This window comes from Streptomyces sp. NPDC027185 (assembly GCF_055567035.1).
Genome location: NZ_JBVHRF010000002.1, coordinates 103,054 through 119,631, shown reverse-complemented (window position 1 = coordinate 119,631; position 16,578 = coordinate 103,054). Strand labels below are relative to the sequence as shown.

The window sequence follows — 16,578 nt, the reverse complement described above, 5'->3', positions numbered from 1 at the left end:
CGCGGGGGTACGCACCGGCCCGCGGACCCCGCCGCGCCCCGTGGGTGGAACGGGGTGCCCGCCCAGGCGCGGCTCATGACACGAAACTGACCGGTACGTGCAAATTATTTGGGATGGCCCGGAATCGGAACACCGGGCACCCCCGGCTCGTTGTCATTACGTGAGCACGACACCGCCTGTTCTCGCCGCCGAACTGGCGCTCGCCTGGGCCGATATTCAACGGCACCACCCCGAGCTGCCGGATCTGGCCGCGCCCGAGTCCCTGATCGGAGAGTCGTCGTCCGCCTGTGGCGCCGAGCTCTCCTTCGAACGGCTGCTCCACGAGGCAGTCCACGGCATCGCCGCCTCCCGCGGCGTCCGCGACACCTCCCGTGCGGGCCGCTACCACAACCGCCGGTTCCTCGCCATCGCCGAGGAGCTGGGCCTGGATCACGTCGACGAGCCGCACCCCAGCAGCGGCTTCTCCCTGGTCACGCTCAGTCCCGAGGCCAGACGCCGCTACCGCCCCACCATCGAGCGGCTCGCCAGAGCCCTCAAGGCGCACACCGCCGCGACCGCCACCGACAGCGCCCGCAGCTTCCGCGGCCCGGCCGCCCGCCACGGCTCCTCCGGCGGCGGCGTCCGCGTCAAGGCCGTCTGCGGCTGCGGACGCAACGTCCGGGTCGTCCCGTCCGTGCTGGCCCAGGCCCCGATCGTCTGCGGCGGCTGCGGCAAGCCGTTCCGGATCCCCGAGGTGGCCGCGGTCGGCTGACCGCGGGGCGTGTGGCACAATGGACCGCTGTACTCGACAGTCGCACAGGACCCCTCTCTCCTCCGACTGACGCGTCCATCGGGCATACCGAGTACCGCAACCCCACGTGGCATCCCGTTGTGCCCCACCACGTCAAGACCAGGAGACACCACTCCCGTGGCAGTCAAGATCAAGCTGAAGCGTCTGGGCAAGATCCGCGCGCCTCACTACCGCATCATCATCGCCGACTCGCGTACCCGCCGTGACGGCCGGGCCATCGAGGAGATCGGTCTGTACCACCCGGTGCAGAACCCCTCCCGCATCGAGGTCGACTCCGAGCGTGTCCAGTACTGGCTGGGTGTCGGCGCGCAGCCGACCGAGCCCGTCCTGGCCATCCTGAAGGTCACCGGCGACTGGCAGAAGTTCAAGGGTCTGCCCGCCCCGGCCCCGATGAAGGTCGCCGAGCCCAAGGCCGACAAGCGCGCCCTCTTCGAGGCCGCCGCCAAGGCGTCCGGCGACGAGCCGAAGGGTGAGGCCATCACCCCGAAGGCGAAGAAGGCTGACAAGAAGGCGGACGAGGCTGCGGCCGAGTCCACCTCCGAGTCCACCGAGGCCTGAGCGTGCTCGAAGAGGCCCTTGAGCACCTCGTCAAGGGCATCGTCGACAACCCCGATGACGTCCAGGTAGCCTCGCGCACCCTGCGTCGCGGGCGTGTGCTGGAGGTCCGGGTCCACCCCGACGACCTCGGCAAGGTGATCGGCCGCAACGGCCGTACCGCCCGCGCCCTGCGGACCGTTGTGGGCGCTCTCGGTGGACGGGGCATCCGCGTCGACCTCGTCGACGTGGACCAGGTCCACTGAACAGTTGAACACCGGCTCGGGCCGGGGACGGCTCTCGGGCCGTCCCCGGCCTTTGTCGTCGGTGCCGTACGCCACGGGCGTCCGGCACCACCCGAATCGGCAACATCACGCACGGCCCGGCAGCGGCCGTGCGCAAGCGGCGGCGGATCGGCCGCAGAGAGGCAACACCGTGCAGCTGGTAGTCGCGCGGATCGGCCGCGCCCACGGCATCAAGGGCGAGGTCACCGTGGAGGTGCGTACCGACGAGCCCGAACTGCGGCTCGCGCCGGGAGCCGTCCTGGCCACCGATCCGGCTTCGGCCGGACCGCTCACCATCGAGACCGGCCGGGTCCACAGCGGCCGGCTGCTGCTGCGGTTCGCCGGGGTGGCCGACCGGACCGCCGCCGAGGCGCTGCGCAACACCCTGCTGATCGCGGAGGTCGACCCCGAGGAGCTCCCCGAGGACCCCGAGGAGTTCTACGACCACCAGCTGATCGACCTCGACGTCGTCACCCGCGACGGCACCGTCGTCGGCCGGATCACCGAGGTCTCCCACCTGCCCTACCAGGACCTTCTCGTCGTCGGGCGGCCCGGGGGCGGCGAGGTGCTGATCCCGTTCGTCAGCGAGATCGTCCCGGAGATCGACCTGGAGGAGCAGCGCGCGGTCATCGACCCGCCGCCCGGTCTCCTCGACGACGCGCAGGCCGAGATCGCCGGCAGCCGTGAGGAGAGCTGATGCGCCTCGACGTCGTCACGATCTTCCCCGAGTACCTCGAACCGCTGAACGTCTCCCTCGTCGGCAAGGCCCGCGCCCGCGGCCGCCTCGACGTACGCATCCACGACCTGCGGGACTGGGCGCACGACAAGCACAACACCGTCGACGACACCCCGTACGGCGGCGGGCCGGGCATGGTGATGAAGCCGGAGCCGTGGGGGGAGGCGCTGGACGCCGTCCTCGCGTCCGGTGACGACGAGCCGGTGATCGTCGTCCCGACGCCCAGCGGGGAGCCGTTCACCCAGCAGCTCGCCGTCGAACTCTCCGCCAAGCCGTGGCTGGTCTTCACCCCCGCCCGGTACGAGGGCATCGACCGCCGCGTCATCGAGGAGTACGGCGACCGGCTCGACGTCCGCGAGGTCTCCATCGGCGACTACGTCCTGGCCGGCGGCGAGGCACCGGTCCTGGTGATGGTCGAGGCCATCGCCCGGCTGCTGCCCGGTGTGCTGGGCAACGCCGCTTCCCACCAGGACGATTCCTTCGCGCCCGGCGCGATGGCCGACCTCCTGGAGGGGCCGGTCTACACCAAGCCGCCCGAGTGGCGCGGCCGGGGCATCCCCGAGGTGCTGCTCAGCGGCCACCACGGGAAGATCGCGCGCTGGCGCCGGGACGAGGCGTTCCGGCGTACCGCCCGCAACCGTCCGGACCTGATCGAGCGGGCCGATCCCGCCGCGTTCGACAAGAAGGACCGCGAGCTGCTGTCCATCCTCGGGTGGGCCCCGGGCGAGGACGGCCGATTTGGGCGGACCGACCACGCCGTGGAAGAATAGGCCGCTGCTGTGTGCGTCCGGCGCGCGCCCCTGCCACAGGGGGAACGACGCCCGTCCGACGGAACGGCATCCGAACATCATCTCCGAATTCCCGTTGATGACCTGTGGCATCAGCGAAGAAAGCAGTAGGTCATGCACCTTCTCGACTCCGTCGACTCCGCGTCGCTGCGCAGCGACATCCCGGCCTTCCGCCCGGGTGACACCGTCAACGTCCACGTCCGCGTCATCGAGGGCAACCGCTCCCGTGTGCAGCAGTTCAAGGGCGTTGTCATCCGCCGCCAGGGCAGCGGCGTGCGCGAGACCTTCACGGTCCGCAAGGTCAGCTTCTCCGTCGGCGTCGAGCGCACCTTCCCCGTGCACACCCCGATCGTCGAGAAGATCGAGCTGGTGACCCGCGGTGACGTCCGTCGCGCCAAGCTGTACTACCTCCGTGAGCTGCGCGGCAAGGCCGCGAAGATCAAGGAGAAGCGCGACAACTGAGTCCGCACGCCGGGCCGTCCTCGTCCGCGAGGGCCCCGGCACCCGGCTCACGTACGGTGTCCGGAACCGGCCGGATAGGCTCACGTTCCGATGGACACCGACGCACAGCTCCCGGAGCGCGACCGCAGCCCCGTCCCCGACCAGGGACAGGAGGAGCGGTCGCGCTCCGCGCGTTTTCCCGGCGCCCCCCACCGGCGCGGTTTCCGGCCACTGACGCTGCTGGCCTGTTGCGTGGCGTTCGTCCTGCTGCTGAGCGCCTTCGTCGTCCAGCCGTTCCTCATCCCGAGCACCTCGATGGAGGACACCCTCCAGGTCGGTGACCGGGTGCTGGTGAACAAGCTCGCCTACCGCTTCGGCGGTGAGCCCCGCCGCGGTGACGTCGTCGTCTTCGACGGCACCGGGTCTTTCGTTCACAGGGAGACGGAGGAGAATCCCGTGACGGGCCTGCTGCGCGGAGCCGGCGCGGCGGTGGGCCTGGCCCGTCCGGCCGACACCGACTACGTCAAGCGCGTGATCGGGATCGGAGGGGACAGGGTGACCTGCTGCGACAAACGGGGGCGGATCAAGGTGAACGGTGAGCCCGTGACCGAGGGCTATGTGTACCCGGGGGACGCCGCGTCGTCGGTGCCCTTCGACATCGCGGTGCCGCAGGGGAAGCTGTGGGTGATGGGGGACCACCGTTCGCGGTCCCGGGACTCCCGCGACCATCTCGGCGAGGAGGGCGGCGGCACCGTCCCCGTCGACAAGGTGATCGGCCGGGCGGACTGGATCAGCTGGCCGGTGAGCCGCTGGACGGGGCTGGACCGGCCGCCGGCGTTCTCCCGGGTGCCCGCCCCGGCAGGCTCCCATGGGTAACCGGGGGCGCCCGCGGCACAGCAAGCCGCAGGACGGCGACGGGCCGAGCGGGGCGGACGAGCGCCCGCAGACCGGTGGCCGGGCCGAGCGGCGGCGTCAGGCCCGCCGTATCAAACGCCGCAGACGCCGCTCGTACCTCAAGGAGATACCCATCCTGATCGCGGTGGCGCTGGCCATCGCGCTGGTCCTGAAGACCTTCCTGGTCCAGGCGTTCGTGATTCCGTCCGGCTCCATGGAGCAGACGATCCGGATCGGGGACCGGGTGCTGGTCGACAAGCTCACCCCGTGGTTCGGCTGGCAGCCCGAGCGCGGTGACGTCGTCGTCTTCAAGGATCCCGGGGGCTGGCTCAAGGGCGAACAGGCGAAGAAGGCGCCGGATCCGGCGGGGGTGAAGCAGTTCAAGGAGGTCATGACCTTCATCGGGCTGCTGCCGTCCGCCGACGAACAGGACCTGATCAAGCGGGTCGTCGCGGTCGGCGGCGACACCGTCAAATGCTGTGACGCGCAGCACCGCGTCACCGTCAACGGCACCCCGCTGACCGAACCGTACGTCCATCCCGGCAACCCGCCGTCCGAGACGTCGTTCACGGTGAACGTGCCCACCGGCCGGGTCTTCGTCATGGGTGACCACCGCTCCAACTCGGCGGATTCGCGCTTCCATCTCGACGAGGCGTACCGTGGCACGGTTTCCGTGGACAACGTCGTCGGACGGGCCGTGGTCATCGCCTGGCCGTTCGCCCACTGGCGGCGGCTGGAGGAGCCCGACACCTTCGCGAACGTGCCCGACGCGCCGGGCGCGAAGGCGGCGGCCCGCGCGGGCCCGCATAGGGTGTTGCCCGAGTCTTTGACCCAGCTCCCGACCCCTGCGGAACTCCCGCTCGTTATGGGAGTGATGGGCCTGCCCCGGTTGACGGGCGGGCGAGAGCGTGGAGTGAGGAGTGGATGTGGGGGACTTGGCGGTCGGCGCGCGGTCCGGAACCGGAGAGCCCGAGGAACCGGCGGGGCGCGGTGAGGGCCCGCCGGCGGCGGGGTCCGTACATCTGGCGAAGCCGCAGGAACAGCCACCATACGAAGGTCAGGCACCACCGAAGGCACGGCGGGCCGCCGCGGACGAGGAGAAGGACGGCGTGACGAAGGCGAAGAAGCAGCGTGCCTTCTGGAAGGAACTGCCGATCCTCGTCGGTATCGCGTTGATCCTCGCCCTGCTGATCAAGACGTTCCTGGTGCAGGCGTTCTCCATCCCCTCCGACTCGATGCAGGACACCCTGCAGCGCGGTGACCGGGTGCTGGTGGACAAGCTCACCCCGTGGTTCGGCTCCAAGCCGGAGCGCGGCGAGGTCGTCGTCTTCCACGACCCGGGCGGCTGGCTCAACGAGACGCCCACCCCCGAGCCCAACCCCGTACAGAAGGTCCTCAGCTTCATCGGCCTGATGCCGTCCGCCGAGGAGAAGGACCTGATCAAGCGGGTCATCGCGGTCGGCGGCGACACCGTCGAGTGCCACGGCACCGGCCCGGTCAAGGTCAACGGCAAGGCGCTCGAGGAGGAGTCGTTCATCTTCCCCGGCAACACGCCGTGCGGTGACCGCGCCTTCGGCCCGATCCACGTCCCCAAGGACCGCATCTGGGTCATGGGCGACCACCGTGACGACTCCCTCGACTCCCGCTACCACCAGAACCTCAAGGGCGACGGCACGGTCTCGGTGGACGAGGTCGTCGGCCGCGCGTTCACCATCGCCTGGCCGATCAACCGCTGGTCGACGCTGCCGGTGCCGGACACCTTCAAGCAGCAGGGCACCGACAAGGCCATGGCCGCCGCGCCCGCAGCCCTCGGGCTGGCCGGCGCCGTCCCGCTCGTGCTCTGGCGCCGCAAGAGGCTGACCAGGGAACGTACTCCCAGGTAGGGTGCCGTCCCAGATCTTCTACGCGGGCCCGCGCCCGCGGGGTGGGAGCTGGGATGGTCCGCAGCACCGAACGCACCGACGGCCACGGCCGGACCACGGGCAGCACACTGTCCGGTCTGGCCGTGGCCGTCGGCTGTGTCCTCTTCCTCGGCGGTTTCGTCTGGGCGGCACTGCTGTACCGCCCCTACACGGTGCCGACCGACTCGATGGCCCCGACGATCACGCCCGGCGCCCGGGTGCTGGCCGAGAACGTCGACGGCTCCCAGGTGCGCCGCGGCGATGTCGTCGTCTTCCGGGACAACGTCTGGGGCGACCTGCCCATGGTCAAGCGGGTGGCCGGCGTCGGCGGCGACACCGTCGCCTGCTGCACCAAGGGGAAGCTGACGGTCAACGGCACCCCCGTCGATGAGCCGTACCTCCAGAACCCGCAGCTCGCCTCGCCCACCGGCTTCACCGCCAAGGTCCCCGACGGCCGCCTCTTCCTCCTGGGCGACCACCGCGGCGACTCCCTCGACTCCCGCTCCCACACCACCGACGGCGACGACGGCGCCGTGCCGCGCGGCGCCGTCCTGGGCCGCGTCGACGCCCTGGCCTGGCCGATGAGCGGCCTCGGCATGCTCGACCGCGCCGAGGGTTTCGCCGCGCTGCCCGGCGGCACCTCCGAGCCGGGCCCGCTGCGCCCGCTGACCGCCGCCGTCCTCGCCGGCGCCGTCCTCATCCTGGGCGGCGCCGCGTACGGACCCCTCGCCGTCCGCAGGAAACGCGCAGCTCAGACGCGGGCCGAGGCCGGGGCGGAGCAGGCCCGTGGCTGACGGGACGGCGGGCGGTGCGCCCGCGGAGGTGCGCCAGGTCTCCCGCGTCATCCTTCTCGACCCCGGCGACCGGATCCTCCTGCTGCACGGTTTCGAACCGGCGCGCCCGGAGGAGACCTGGTGGTTCACGCCCGGCGGCGGTCTGGAGGGCACCGAGACGCACGAGGAGGCGGCCCTGCGGGAGCTGGCCGAGGAGACCGGTATCACCGGTGCGGTCCTCGGCCCGGTGCTCTGGCAGCGCCGCTGCTCCTTCCCGTTCGACGGCCGCCACTGGGAGCAGGACGAGCGGTATTTCCTGGCCCGCACGGAGCGCACCGCGACCGATACCCGGGGCCAGACCGACCTGGAGCGGCGCAGCGTATCGGGGCTGAGGTGGTGGACCGTGGCGGAACTCTCGGCCACCCATGAGACGGTGTACCCGACCAGACTTGCCGGGCTGCTGCGCACGCTGCTCGACGAAGGGCCCCCGAGTGCGCCGCTGGCCCTGGAGACCGAACGGGCCTGACGCACAATGGGGGCACGCACGGCTGAAGGGGATCTGCCATGAGCGCCGAGGACCTCGAAAAGTACGAGACCGAGATGGAGCTGAAGCTCTACCGGGAGTACCGCGACGTCGTCGGGCTGTTCAAATACGTGATCGAGACCGAGCGGCGCTTCTACCTCACCAACGACTACGAGATGCAGGTGCACTCGGTCCAGGGCGAGGTCTTCTTCGAGGTCTCGATGGCCGACGCCTGGGTGTGGGACATGTACCGCCCGGCCCGCTTCGTCAAGCAGGTCCGCGTCCTGACCTTCAAGGACGTGAACATCGAAGAGCTGAACAAGAGCGATCTGGACCTGCCGGGGAGCTGAGGGGGGCGGTCCGGTCCGGACGGGCCGGTGCGCCGGGGAGTGTGGAGGACCGTGTGCGGCGGGAGCGGTGTGGCCGAGCCCGCCGCACTGACGTGACCTGCGGATACGTTGCCGGGGCCTGTGTGCGTGGTGGCTGAGCGGCCGGGGTGTGGGGTGTGCCGGTCGTGTGGTCGGCGGTGGTGCGGGGACGTGGCCGGGGCGTGGTGGCTTGCGCGGCCGGAGCTGGCGTACCGGTGACCTGCGGATACGAGTCCCGGAGCCCGGGTGAGGGGTGGCTGAGCGGCCAGGGTGGGCGGCGTGCCGGTCGTGTGGTCGGCGGTGGCAGTTCGGGGCGTGGCCGGGCCCGCGCGGGCCGGGTGGCGAGGGCGTGGCGTTCCCTCGTCCGGGCGGCTGAGTTATCCACAGCTGCAGGGTTATCCACCAAGATCCAATACTTCCGGCGCGAGCCCGCACAGTCGGTGCCGGAGGTGGTACCGCATGAACGTCATGCAGCACGACACGAAGAACACCCCGGGAACGGCGCCGAGGAGCGGCGGATGGCTCGGAAGGGCGGGGGACGGGGCGGCCGGGCCTGCGGAATCGGCGCAGGTCGGGTCTACGGAGCCCGTGCAGGGGCCTACGGGTTCCGAGTCGGCCGGGCCGATGCGTTCCTCGCCGGTGGGGCCGGTGCAGCCGGCTTCGGTGAGGCCGGTGCGTTCCGCGTCTTCCGGAGCGGTGAGGCGGGAGGAGGCGAGGCCACCGGGCTCCGCGGGGGAGGGGCCGACGGAAGCCGGGAGAGGTGAGGCGGAGGCCGGGGCCGGCACGGTGCCGCCTGGTGGATCGCCCGGCCCGGTGGATGCGGAGCGGTCAGAGGAGGGGGATGCCGCCGGGCCTGATCAGGAGCGTGACGTCGGTGCTGTCTTGGGCACACCTCCTGTGCCGGCGGCCCGCGCCACCCCGCACCACCCGGATGGGGGCAGCCCGATTCCCGCACCCGACGGCACACCGGAGCCGGCCCCGGCGTCCCGCTCCGGAGACGCTCCGGAGCCACCACGGGCCACAGCACGCTCCTCCGCCACCCGCCCGGGTGACGACGGCGCACGGACCGGGCGCGCCCGCCCCCGGAAACCGCGCGGTGACACCCGCGCACCGGGGCGCCGCGCCCCCGCCGCCCCGGACGGCCGGAGGGCGGCGCGCCGTACCCCTGCCAGGCCGGCCACCACACCGCGCGGCGCCATGGGCCGGTACGGCGAGGACCTGGCGGTCCGCCGCCTCACCGCGAGTGGTATGTGCGTCCTCGACCGCAACTGGCGCTGCCGCGACGGCGAGATCGACATCGTCGCCACCGACGCCGACGCCCTCGTCATCTGCGAGGTCAAGACCCGCCGCGCCACCGCCTACGAACACCCGATGGCCGCCGTACGCCCCGACAAGACCCGCCGGTTGCGGCTCCTGGCGGAACGCTGGATGGAACGCCACGGCGGGCCACCACCGGGAGGCGTCCGGATCGACGTCGTCGGCATCCTCCTCCCGGCCCGGGGCGCCCCGGTCGTCGAGCACGTCCGGGGGGTGGCGTGAGATGGGCTTCGCCCGCACCTGCTCCGTCGCCCTCGTCGGCGTCGAAGGTGTCGTCGTCGAGGTCCAGGCCGACCTCGAACCGGGCGTCGCCGCCTTCACCCTCGTCGGACTCCCGGACAAGAGCCTCGTCGAGGCCAAGGACCGGGTCCGCGCCGCCGTCGTGAACTCGGGAGCCGAGTGGCCGCAGAAGAAACTCACCGTCGGCCTCAGCCCCGCCTCCGTCCCCAAGAGCGGCAGCGGCTTCGACCTCGCCGTCGCCTGCGCCGTCCTGGGCGCCGCCGAACGCCTCGACCCCCGGGAGCTGACCGACCTGATGATGATCGGCGAACTCGGGCTCGACGGCCGGGTCCGCCCCGTCCGCGGCGTACTGCCCGCGGTCCTCGCCGCCGCCGAAGCCGGATACCGCACCGTCGTGGTCCCCGAGTCCACCGCGGCCGAAGCCTCTCTCGTCCCGGGCATCACCGTCCTCGGCATCCGCAGCCTGCGCCAGCTCATCGCCGTACTCGCCGACGAACCGGTCCCCGACGAGGAGGAGGTGCCACGGGAAGGACACCCCGACCCGCTGCTCGCCGGACTCGCCGTCCCCGGCACCGGCATCGCCGCCGGACTGCCCACCGGCGATCACACCCCCGACCTCGCCGACGTCGCAGGTCAGCACGGCGCCCGCCGGGCCCTGGAGGTCGCCGCGGCCGGACGCCACCACATCTTCCTCAAAGGCCCACCCGGGGCGGGCAAGACCATGCTCGCCGAACGCCTCCCGGGCCTGCTGCCGCCGCTGACGCCCAAGGAATCCCTCGAAGTCACCGCCGTCCACTCCATCGCCGGCACCCTCCCGCCCGGCCAGCCGCTCGTCGAACGGCCGCCGTACTGCGCGCCCCACCACTCCGCCACGATGGCGTCCCTCGTGGGCGGCGGCACCGGACTGCCCCGCCCCGGAGCCGTCTCGCTCGCCCACCGCGGAGTGCTCTTCCTCGATGAGGCCGCCGAGTGCAGTGCCCGGGTGCTGGACGCCCTGCGCCAACCCCTCGAAGCCGGTCACGTCGTGGTCGCCCGCGCCACCGCCATGCTGCGGATGCCCGCCCGCTTCCTCCTCGCCCTCGCCGCCAACCCCTGCCCCTGCGGCCGCCACGGCACCCCCCGAGGCGGCTGCGAATGCCGCCCCTCCTCCGTCCGCAGCTACCGCGCCCGCCTCTCCGGGCCCCTCATGGACCGCGTCGACCTGCGTGTCACCGTCGAACCGGTCGCCCGCTCCGCCCTCACCGCCCTCGGCGACGGCGCCGAATCCACCGCCACCGTCGCCGAACGGGTACGCGAGGCCCGCGCCCGCGCCGCCGCCCGCTACGCCGGAACCCCCTGGACGACCAACAGCGAAATTCCCGGCCATGAGCTCCGCACCCGTTGGCACGCCCGGCCCGGCGCGCTCGCCCGCGCCGAGAACGACCTGGAGTGCGGCCTGCTCACCGCCCGCGGCCTCGACCGCGTCCTCCGCGTCGCCTGGACCGTCGCCGACCTCGCCGGACGCGACCGCCCCACGGCCGAGGACGTCGACACGGCCCTCGAACTCCGCACCGGCGTCCAGCGCGGCGTACCCGCGGCCACCGCCCGCCGCTCCCGCCCGGACCGGAAACACCTCCGGCACCCCATCCCTGACCCTGCCCAGGTGACACCATGACCACCACACCCCACCCGCCGCACGAGCCCCGGCCCCCGGACTCCGGCGAAGCCCGGGCCCGCCACCCCGCCGGACCGCCCGCCCCCGACACCGCCCCGGAGCCCCCGGACCACCACGACCCGGAACGCACCGCCCGCGCCGCCCTCACCCGCGTCATCGAACCGGGCGATCCACGCGCCGGCCGCTGGCTGCGCGAACTGGGCCCCGTCGCCCTGTGGCACGCCCTCACCGGAGACGGACCACCACCCACGGGCGCGAACCGCACCACCTTCGACGGCCTGCGCCGACGCGCCGTCCACACCGACCCCGCGGCCGACCTCGCCACGGCCGCCGCCCTCGGGGCCCGGTTCCTCTGCCCCGGGGACGACGAATGGCCCGGCCAACTCGACGACCTCGGTGACACCCGGCCCCTCGGCCTCTGGGTACGCGGCAGCGCCAACCTCCGTCTGTGGGCCCTGCGCTCCCTCGCCCTCGTCGGCGCTCGCGCATGCACCGAATACGGCGCCCACTTCGCCGCCACCCTGGGCGCAGCGCTCGCCGACCGCGGCTGGACCGTCGTCTCCGGGGCCGCCTACGGCATCGACGGAGCGGCCCACCGGGGCACCCTCGCCGCCGGTGGCGCCACCGTCGCCGTCCTCGCCTGCGGCATCGACCGCGCCTACCCCTCGGGCCACACCGAACTGATCGACCGCATCGTCCAACAGGGCCTGACCGTCGCCGAGTTACCACCCGGAGCGCACCCGACCCGCAGCCGCTTCATCCAACGCAACCGCGTGATCGCCGCCCTCACCCGCGGCACCGTCGTCATCGAAGCCGCACTACGCAGCGGCTCCCTCGTCACCGCCCGCCGCGCACAGTCCCTGGGGCGACTCACCATGGGCGTACCGGGGCCCGTCACCAGCGCACTCTCCGCCGGTGTGCACCAACTCCTGCGTGGTGAGGCCACGGTGGTCACCTGCGCCGACGAAGTCATCGAGCACGCAGGCGTCATCGGGGAACTGGCGCCCGAACCGCGTGGCCCGGTCGTCGCCCGCGACCTCCTCGAACCGGCCGCGGCCCGCGTCCTGGAGGCCGTGCCCTCGCGCGGCACCGCCACCCTCGCCGACCTCGCCCGCGAATCCGGCCTCACCCAGGACCTCACCCACGGCAAACTCCACGAACTGTGCACGCTGGGATTCGTCCAGAGATCCGGTACGCGCTGGAGCCTCGCACAACGCGCCGACAGCCCCATCGGCCCCCGGCGAGGCGGTACTTGACCTGCCGCGAACGGGTGAAAAGGTGAGGACAAGCATGCCGAATCCAGATTTGGCATGCTTCAGCGGGCCAAATCGAGCGGCAAGGAGAGGCGGATGCGGCACACGGGACGCCCGAGAACCCGTAAGCCACGCCTTCCCGGCCCGCGGCCCACCTCCCCGACGCGCCGCGCGCAACGCCGGGCCCGCGCCACGGTGTGCCCCGTGCGGTAACCCTGGGGTGCGGGCAGCGGAACGTATCTGCGCACCCCCGAACCACACGCCCTCGCACACAGCGACGCTTCAGTCACGCTACGCTCACACCCGACCAGCCCGCCCACCCATCCACCCGTGTCCCGGCAGAACGGCTCAAGGCGACGAATGCCCCAGCACACCTCCGGTTCTGATCGCGCGGCAGTACCACCTGCCGCGCGCGCCGGCGTGCGCCCCGCCGCCCCCAGCGCGCTCGACGATCTCTGGCGCTCCTACAAGCGAACCGGCGACGAACGCCTGCGGGAACAGCTGATCCTGCACTACTCACCACTCGTCAAATACGTCGCCGGCCGCGTCAGCGTCGGCCTGCCCTCCAACGTCGAACAGGCCGACTTCGTCTCCTCCGGCGTCTTCGGACTCATCGACGCCATCGAGAAGTTCGAGCCCGAACGCGCCATCAAGTTCGAGACCTACGCCATCACCCGCATCCGCGGCGCGATGATCGACGAACTCCGCGCCCTCGACTGGATCCCCCGCTCCGTACGGCAGAAGGCCCGCGCCGTCGAACGCGCCTACGCGACCCTCGAAGCCCAACTGCGGCGCACCCCCTCGGAGCCCGAGGTCGCCCGTGAGATGGGCATCTCCCTGGAAGACCTCCACGGCGTCTTCAGCCAGCTCTCCCTGGCCAACGTCGTCGCCCTCGAAGAACTGCTGCACGCCGGGGGCGACGGCGGCGAACGCCTGAGCCTGATGGACACGCTCGAGGACACCGCCGCCGACAACCCCGTCGAGATCGCCGAGGACCGCGAACTGCGACGGCTGCTCGCCCGCGCCATCAACACCCTGCCCGACCGTGAGAAGACGGTCGTCACCCTCTACTACTACGAGGGCCTCACCCTCGCCGAGATCGGCAACGTCCTCGGCGTCACCGAAAGCCGGGTCAGCCAGATCCACACCAAGTCGGTCCTCCAGCTACGGGCCAAACTCGCCGACGCGGGACGGTGAGCCGGGCAGCCGCCCACCCGTAGGCGCGAGCGTGTTTCGGCGGTGCGGCTCGCGGCGTGAGCGACCTGCGGCTCGGAGGGAAAGCGCACCGTGGCTCGCTGCGGGTGGGCTGACGCGTCTCTCGTCAGACCCGGTGATCACATTGCCGCGTCGTCCATCGGGGCGGGACGGGTCCGCTGCCTGACCGCCGGGCCGCCCTCTGCGCGGCCCGGGGCATCCCGTCAGCCGGACCTCCCGGTCTGCGGGCCGGATCGTCGGTGGCGGATCGGTCGCCGGGGCACGGGCGAGCCTGTCGCCGCAGCGGTGCGCCCCGCCGTTGACCCGATGCGGAGTGCCGCTCGGCGCCGCCCATCCGTAGAGTGGTCGGGTGCCCAGGATTCGAGCGGCCTCAGTGGCCGAGCACCGAACGATGCAGCGCGGCGCCCTCTTGGACGCCGCCCGCACCCTGCTGTCCGAAGGCGGAACGGAAGCCCTGACCTTCCCCGCACTCGCCGAGCGCACCGGCCTCGCGCGGTCGTCCGTGTACGAATACTTCCGCTCCCGCGCCGCCGTCGTCGAAGAGCTGTGCGCCGTGGACTTCCCGGTATGGGCGGCGGAGGTCGAGGCGGCCATGGAGCACGCCGACACCGACGAAGCGAAGATCGAGGCCTACGTACGACGCCAGCTCGCCCTGGTCGGCGACCGACGCCACCGCGCGGTCGTCGCCATCTCGGCAGGAGAGCTGGACGCCGGGGCGCGGGAGAAGATCCGGGCCGCCCACGGCGGACTCATCGCCATGATCGTGGAAGCGCTCGCCGGCCTCGGCCACGCGCAGCCCCGCCTGGCCGCCATGCTCCTCCAAGGAGTCGTCGACGCCGCCGTCCGCCGCATCGAACTCGGCGCCGCGGAAAACCCCGAAGAAGTCACCGAAGCAGCCGTCTCCATGGCGCTGCGGGGGGTGCGGGGCTGAGGGGAGGAGCTGTGGGGGTTGGCAGCCTCGGTCCGGGGCTTCCCCCCTCCCCTCCCCTCGCCCACCCACCACCGCCACCACCGCGAGCTTCGGTCCAACGGCCTCAGCCCCCTCGCCGCCCCTCGCCTCACTCTCCGGCGCTCAGGGCGCGCCGCCCCGCCGGTCGGCGGGCTTCCGAGCGGCCGACCCTGCTGGCCCCGTCCACCCGTTGCCCCGGCCCACCTCGCCGCCCTGCCTCACACGGCCCGTCAGGCGGTATGAACTTCCACCGGGCGAAGTCTGCAGGTCGCCCGGCCTGCGAACCAGGCGGTCCACCAGCTCTCGCCCGCCCCGCCCGGACCGGCCGTCATCCGCCAAGGCCATGTCCGGCGGAATCGTTAACCCGGTCAGAGGGAGCAGCCGCGACGGCCCGCCCTGCCACATACGCGGGGGAAGCAGGGTGAGCGGGTCCAGGTAGGTCTTTCCGCGCAGAAGACCCCAGTGCAGGCACGGCTCATGGCAGTGGAACGGCCGCTGCTCGAGGACGCCTACGGGCTGACCCGCGATTACCCGGTCACCTTTACGCACCGAAGCGCGCACCGGCTCGTACGTGGTCCGCAGCGGCGGCTTTCCGCTCCCGGACAGCTGGATGGTCAGGACACCCCGCCCTGCGACGACTCCGGCGAACGTGACCTCGCCGGGTGCCGCGGCCCGGACGGTCGCGCCGGGGGCCGCCGCCAGATCGACACCGCGGTGGCCCGGTGCCCAGGGGGCGGGCGGCGGCTCCCAACCACGCAGCACCGTGGGCCGGCGCCCGGCCGCGTCACCCACCGGCCAGGCACGGTCACCGGAAGCAGCGGCCGAGGATTCCACAGCCTGCGGAACGGCTACGGACTCCTCCGACAATCCGCCCCCTCCCGCCCGAGCAACGGCCACACCGGTGAGCGCGGCGAGCCCCACGAAGACCGCGAACGCCACGAGAGTGGTCAGCGCCCCCTTGTCCGCAGCCCTCATGACCTGCCTAACCGCACCGCCGGTCGGTGAGTACGGCGAACCGCGCCGCCGCGCGGCCCCGGGCACCGACACCTGGGCGGAAAGATCGTGTGCCGACGCCGATCGGCGCTCCCGTCGTGCGGCGCGTACGGGCCCCGCGAAGCCGGGCCGGCCAGGCGCATGCAACCGGCCACCATGCGCCGCCACACCGAACGAGCCGCTCCTGTTCGCTGCCCGAGCAGTCACGCGGGCTCGGGTAGCCGCTGCCTCGCCAAGGATGTTCGGGGCCCGACCGCGTAGCAGGAACGCGCCCGACCGCGGTGACCGGGTGCGGCACCGCCGTACACCCCGCGGATCGGGACGGCGAACGCCCAGTGCGCCCGGCGGCCTATGAGTCCCTTGAGTTCCTGGCGAGGACGCAGAAAGCCCCGGCGCGCCGGACGCGGAAGAGGGCGAGAGACGGAGACGGCCCAGGAGAGAGCCGAGACAGGGGAGAGACGGGAGAAGTCGCATGGACCGACGGTGACGCAGTCCGCACGAGCGCGGGGATCTTGGACCAGAACTGTGGGTAACCCGGGGTCTGTGGACAACCTCCTCACCCGATCCGGTGAGGAGCCGTACCCTGCACGACACGCGTGTCCGAGCCGTCGGAACTTCTCAGCATCCTCACCCTCGGCGACGGCGCTCCAGCTCCGCAGCCGACGACGCACACCTTCGTACGTGCCCCGCGCTCGTACACCTGGATGCGTGGGCGCAAATGGACGCGTAGCCACACGAGGCCCCGATCAACGGCGTGGTGCAGCGCGCCCCACGCCACACCACCTCGCGGGCTCTTCCCCCTGGCGATGGTCGCCGCAGTGACAACACGCGCCCCCTACGCGATGCCGTCAAGACTCGGCTCCGCGATGACGGCCAAGGCCCGCCGGGGAAGAGCCGCCCTGGCCGCGGTCCCTCGTCGGGTGCC

The 16,578-nt window shown here is 72.3% G+C and carries 18 protein-coding genes; 17 read left to right on the top strand and 1 reads right to left on the bottom strand.

Annotated elements, in window-relative coordinates:
• Nucleotides 1–160: 160 nt before the first annotated feature.
• The 17 genes from ACZ4M8_RS05775 to ACZ4M8_RS05695 all read left to right on the top strand — a co-directional run bounded on the left by ACZ4M8_RS05775 (nt 161) and on the right by ACZ4M8_RS05695 (nt 14,642).
• On the top strand, nt 161–751 hold the full coding sequence (locus tag ACZ4M8_RS05775) for a hypothetical protein (protein ID WP_467603656.1): 591 nt from the start codon (nt 161–163) through the stop codon (nt 749–751).
• 156 nt (nt 752–907) lie between these two features.
• Nucleotides 908–1,348, top strand: coding sequence for a 30S ribosomal protein S16 (gene rpsP / locus ACZ4M8_RS05770; RefSeq protein ID WP_467603654.1), 441 nt, complete (start codon nt 908–910; stop codon nt 1,346–1,348).
• A 2-nt stretch (nt 1,349–1,350) separates the two neighbouring features.
• Nucleotides 1,351–1,590 carry an RNA-binding protein gene (locus ACZ4M8_RS05765; RefSeq protein ID WP_030287397.1) on the top strand — a complete coding sequence of 80 codons (240 nt, stop codon included), beginning with the start codon at nt 1,351–1,353 and terminating at the stop codon, nt 1,588–1,590.
• A gap of 169 nt (nt 1,591–1,759) precedes the next feature.
• Nucleotides 1,760–2,305 carry a ribosome maturation factor RimM gene (gene rimM / locus ACZ4M8_RS05760; RefSeq protein ID WP_467603652.1) on the top strand — a complete coding sequence of 182 codons (546 nt, stop codon included), beginning with the start codon at nt 1,760–1,762 and terminating at the stop codon, nt 2,303–2,305.
• Entirely contained in the window at nt 2,305–3,114 is an 810-nt protein-coding gene (trmD, locus tag ACZ4M8_RS05755; RefSeq protein ID WP_467603650.1) for a tRNA (guanosine(37)-N1)-methyltransferase TrmD, read from the top strand. Before rimM ends, trmD begins: the two co-directional genes overlap by 1 nt.
• Nucleotides 3,115–3,246: 132 nt before the next feature.
• On the top strand, nt 3,247–3,594 hold the full coding sequence (gene rplS / locus ACZ4M8_RS05750; RefSeq protein ID WP_030287403.1) for a 50S ribosomal protein L19: 348 nt from the start codon (nt 3,247–3,249) through the stop codon (nt 3,592–3,594).
• A 90-nt stretch (nt 3,595–3,684) separates the two neighbouring features.
• On the top strand, nt 3,685–4,449 hold the full coding sequence (gene lepB, locus ACZ4M8_RS05745) for a signal peptidase I (RefSeq protein ID WP_467603649.1): 765 nt from the start codon (nt 3,685–3,687) through the stop codon (nt 4,447–4,449).
• Nucleotides 4,442–5,461, top strand: a complete 1,020-nt coding sequence (lepB, locus tag ACZ4M8_RS05740; protein WP_467603646.1) for a signal peptidase I — start codon at nt 4,442–4,444, stop codon at nt 5,459–5,461. The genes lepB (ACZ4M8_RS05745) and lepB (ACZ4M8_RS05740) overlap by 8 nt, the downstream gene beginning before the upstream one ends.
• A complete protein-coding gene (gene lepB / locus ACZ4M8_RS05735) occupies nt 5,403–6,350 on the top strand; it encodes a signal peptidase I (RefSeq protein ID WP_467605251.1) in 948 nt (315 codons plus the stop codon). Before lepB (ACZ4M8_RS05740) ends, lepB (ACZ4M8_RS05735) begins: the two co-directional genes overlap by 59 nt.
• A 53-nt stretch (nt 6,351–6,403) precedes the next feature.
• Entirely contained in the window at nt 6,404–7,162 is a 759-nt protein-coding gene (gene lepB, locus ACZ4M8_RS05730; protein WP_467603644.1) for a signal peptidase I, read from the top strand.
• Nucleotides 7,155–7,667 (top strand): NUDIX hydrolase, encoded by a 513-nt coding sequence (locus tag ACZ4M8_RS05725; RefSeq protein ID WP_467603642.1) that lies wholly within the window; start codon nt 7,155–7,157, stop codon nt 7,665–7,667. Before lepB (ACZ4M8_RS05730) ends, ACZ4M8_RS05725 begins: the two co-directional genes overlap by 8 nt.
• Before the next feature lie 38 nt (nt 7,668–7,705).
• The gene (locus tag ACZ4M8_RS05720) at nt 7,706–8,014 is read left to right on the top strand and encodes a DUF2469 domain-containing protein (protein WP_003980220.1); all 309 of its coding nucleotides are present in this window, start codon (nt 7,706–7,708) and stop codon (nt 8,012–8,014) included.
• A 1,215-nt stretch (nt 8,015–9,229) separates the two neighbouring features.
• Nucleotides 9,230–9,571: a YraN family protein gene (locus ACZ4M8_RS05715; protein ID WP_467603639.1), complete on the top strand. Its 342-nt coding sequence runs from the start codon at nt 9,230–9,232 to the stop codon at nt 9,569–9,571.
• 1 nt (nt 9,572) lies between these two features.
• Nucleotides 9,573–11,243 (top strand): YifB family Mg chelatase-like AAA ATPase, encoded by a 1,671-nt coding sequence (locus ACZ4M8_RS05710; RefSeq protein ID WP_467603638.1) that lies wholly within the window; start codon nt 9,573–9,575, stop codon nt 11,241–11,243.
• Complete coding sequence (gene dprA, locus ACZ4M8_RS05705) at nt 11,240–12,499, top strand: DNA-processing protein DprA (RefSeq protein ID WP_467603636.1); 1,260 nt, start codon at nt 11,240–11,242, stop codon at nt 12,497–12,499. Before ACZ4M8_RS05710 ends, dprA begins: the two co-directional genes overlap by 4 nt.
• A 357-nt stretch (nt 12,500–12,856) precedes the next feature.
• Nucleotides 12,857–13,693 carry an RNA polymerase sigma factor WhiG gene (gene whiG / locus ACZ4M8_RS05700; RefSeq protein ID WP_467603634.1) on the top strand — a complete coding sequence of 279 codons (837 nt, stop codon included), beginning with the start codon at nt 12,857–12,859 and terminating at the stop codon, nt 13,691–13,693.
• Between the two features lie 409 nt (nt 13,694–14,102).
• Nucleotides 14,103–14,642 (top strand): TetR/AcrR family transcriptional regulator, encoded by a 540-nt coding sequence (locus ACZ4M8_RS05695; RefSeq protein ID WP_467605248.1) that lies wholly within the window; start codon nt 14,103–14,105, stop codon nt 14,640–14,642.
• A gap of 141 nt (nt 14,643–14,783) precedes the next feature.
• Here ACZ4M8_RS05695 and ACZ4M8_RS05690 read toward each other — a convergent pair whose 3' ends face one another.
• On the bottom strand, nt 14,784–15,635 hold the full coding sequence (locus ACZ4M8_RS05690; RefSeq protein WP_467605246.1) for a murein hydrolase activator EnvC family protein: 852 nt from the start codon (nt 15,633–15,635) through the stop codon (nt 14,784–14,786).
• Between the last annotated feature and the right edge of the window lie 943 nt (nt 15,636–16,578).

Bases quoted from the DNA above. Each gene is read 5' to 3' on its own strand.
- trmD (WP_467603650.1), top strand. From the start codon at position 2,305: ATGCGCCTCGACGTCGTCACGATCTTCCCCGAGTACCTCGAACCGCTG.
- rplS (WP_030287403.1), top strand. From the start codon at position 3,247: ATGCACCTTCTCGACTCCGTCGACTCCGCGTCGCTGCGCAGCGACATC.
- lepB (WP_467603649.1), top strand. From the start codon at position 3,685: ATGGACACCGACGCACAGCTCCCGGAGCGCGACCGCAGCCCCGTCCCC.
- lepB (WP_467603646.1), top strand. From the start codon at position 4,442: ATGGGTAACCGGGGGCGCCCGCGGCACAGCAAGCCGCAGGACGGCGAC.
- lepB (WP_467603644.1), top strand. From the start codon at position 6,404: ATGGTCCGCAGCACCGAACGCACCGACGGCCACGGCCGGACCACGGGC.
- ACZ4M8_RS05720 (WP_003980220.1), top strand. From the start codon at position 7,706: ATGAGCGCCGAGGACCTCGAAAAGTACGAGACCGAGATGGAGCTGAAG.
- ACZ4M8_RS05715 (WP_467603639.1), top strand. From the start codon at position 9,230: ATGGGCCGGTACGGCGAGGACCTGGCGGTCCGCCGCCTCACCGCGAGT.
- ACZ4M8_RS05710 (WP_467603638.1), top strand. From the start codon at position 9,573: ATGGGCTTCGCCCGCACCTGCTCCGTCGCCCTCGTCGGCGTCGAAGGT.
- dprA (WP_467603636.1), top strand. From the start codon at position 11,240: ATGACCACCACACCCCACCCGCCGCACGAGCCCCGGCCCCCGGACTCC.
- whiG (WP_467603634.1), top strand. From the start codon at position 12,857: ATGCCCCAGCACACCTCCGGTTCTGATCGCGCGGCAGTACCACCTGCC.
- ACZ4M8_RS05695 (WP_467605248.1), top strand. From the start codon at position 14,103: ATGCAGCGCGGCGCCCTCTTGGACGCCGCCCGCACCCTGCTGTCCGAA.
- ACZ4M8_RS05690 (WP_467605246.1), bottom strand. From the start codon at position 15,635: ATGAGGGCTGCGGACAAGGGGGCGCTGACCACTCTCGTGGCGTTCGCG.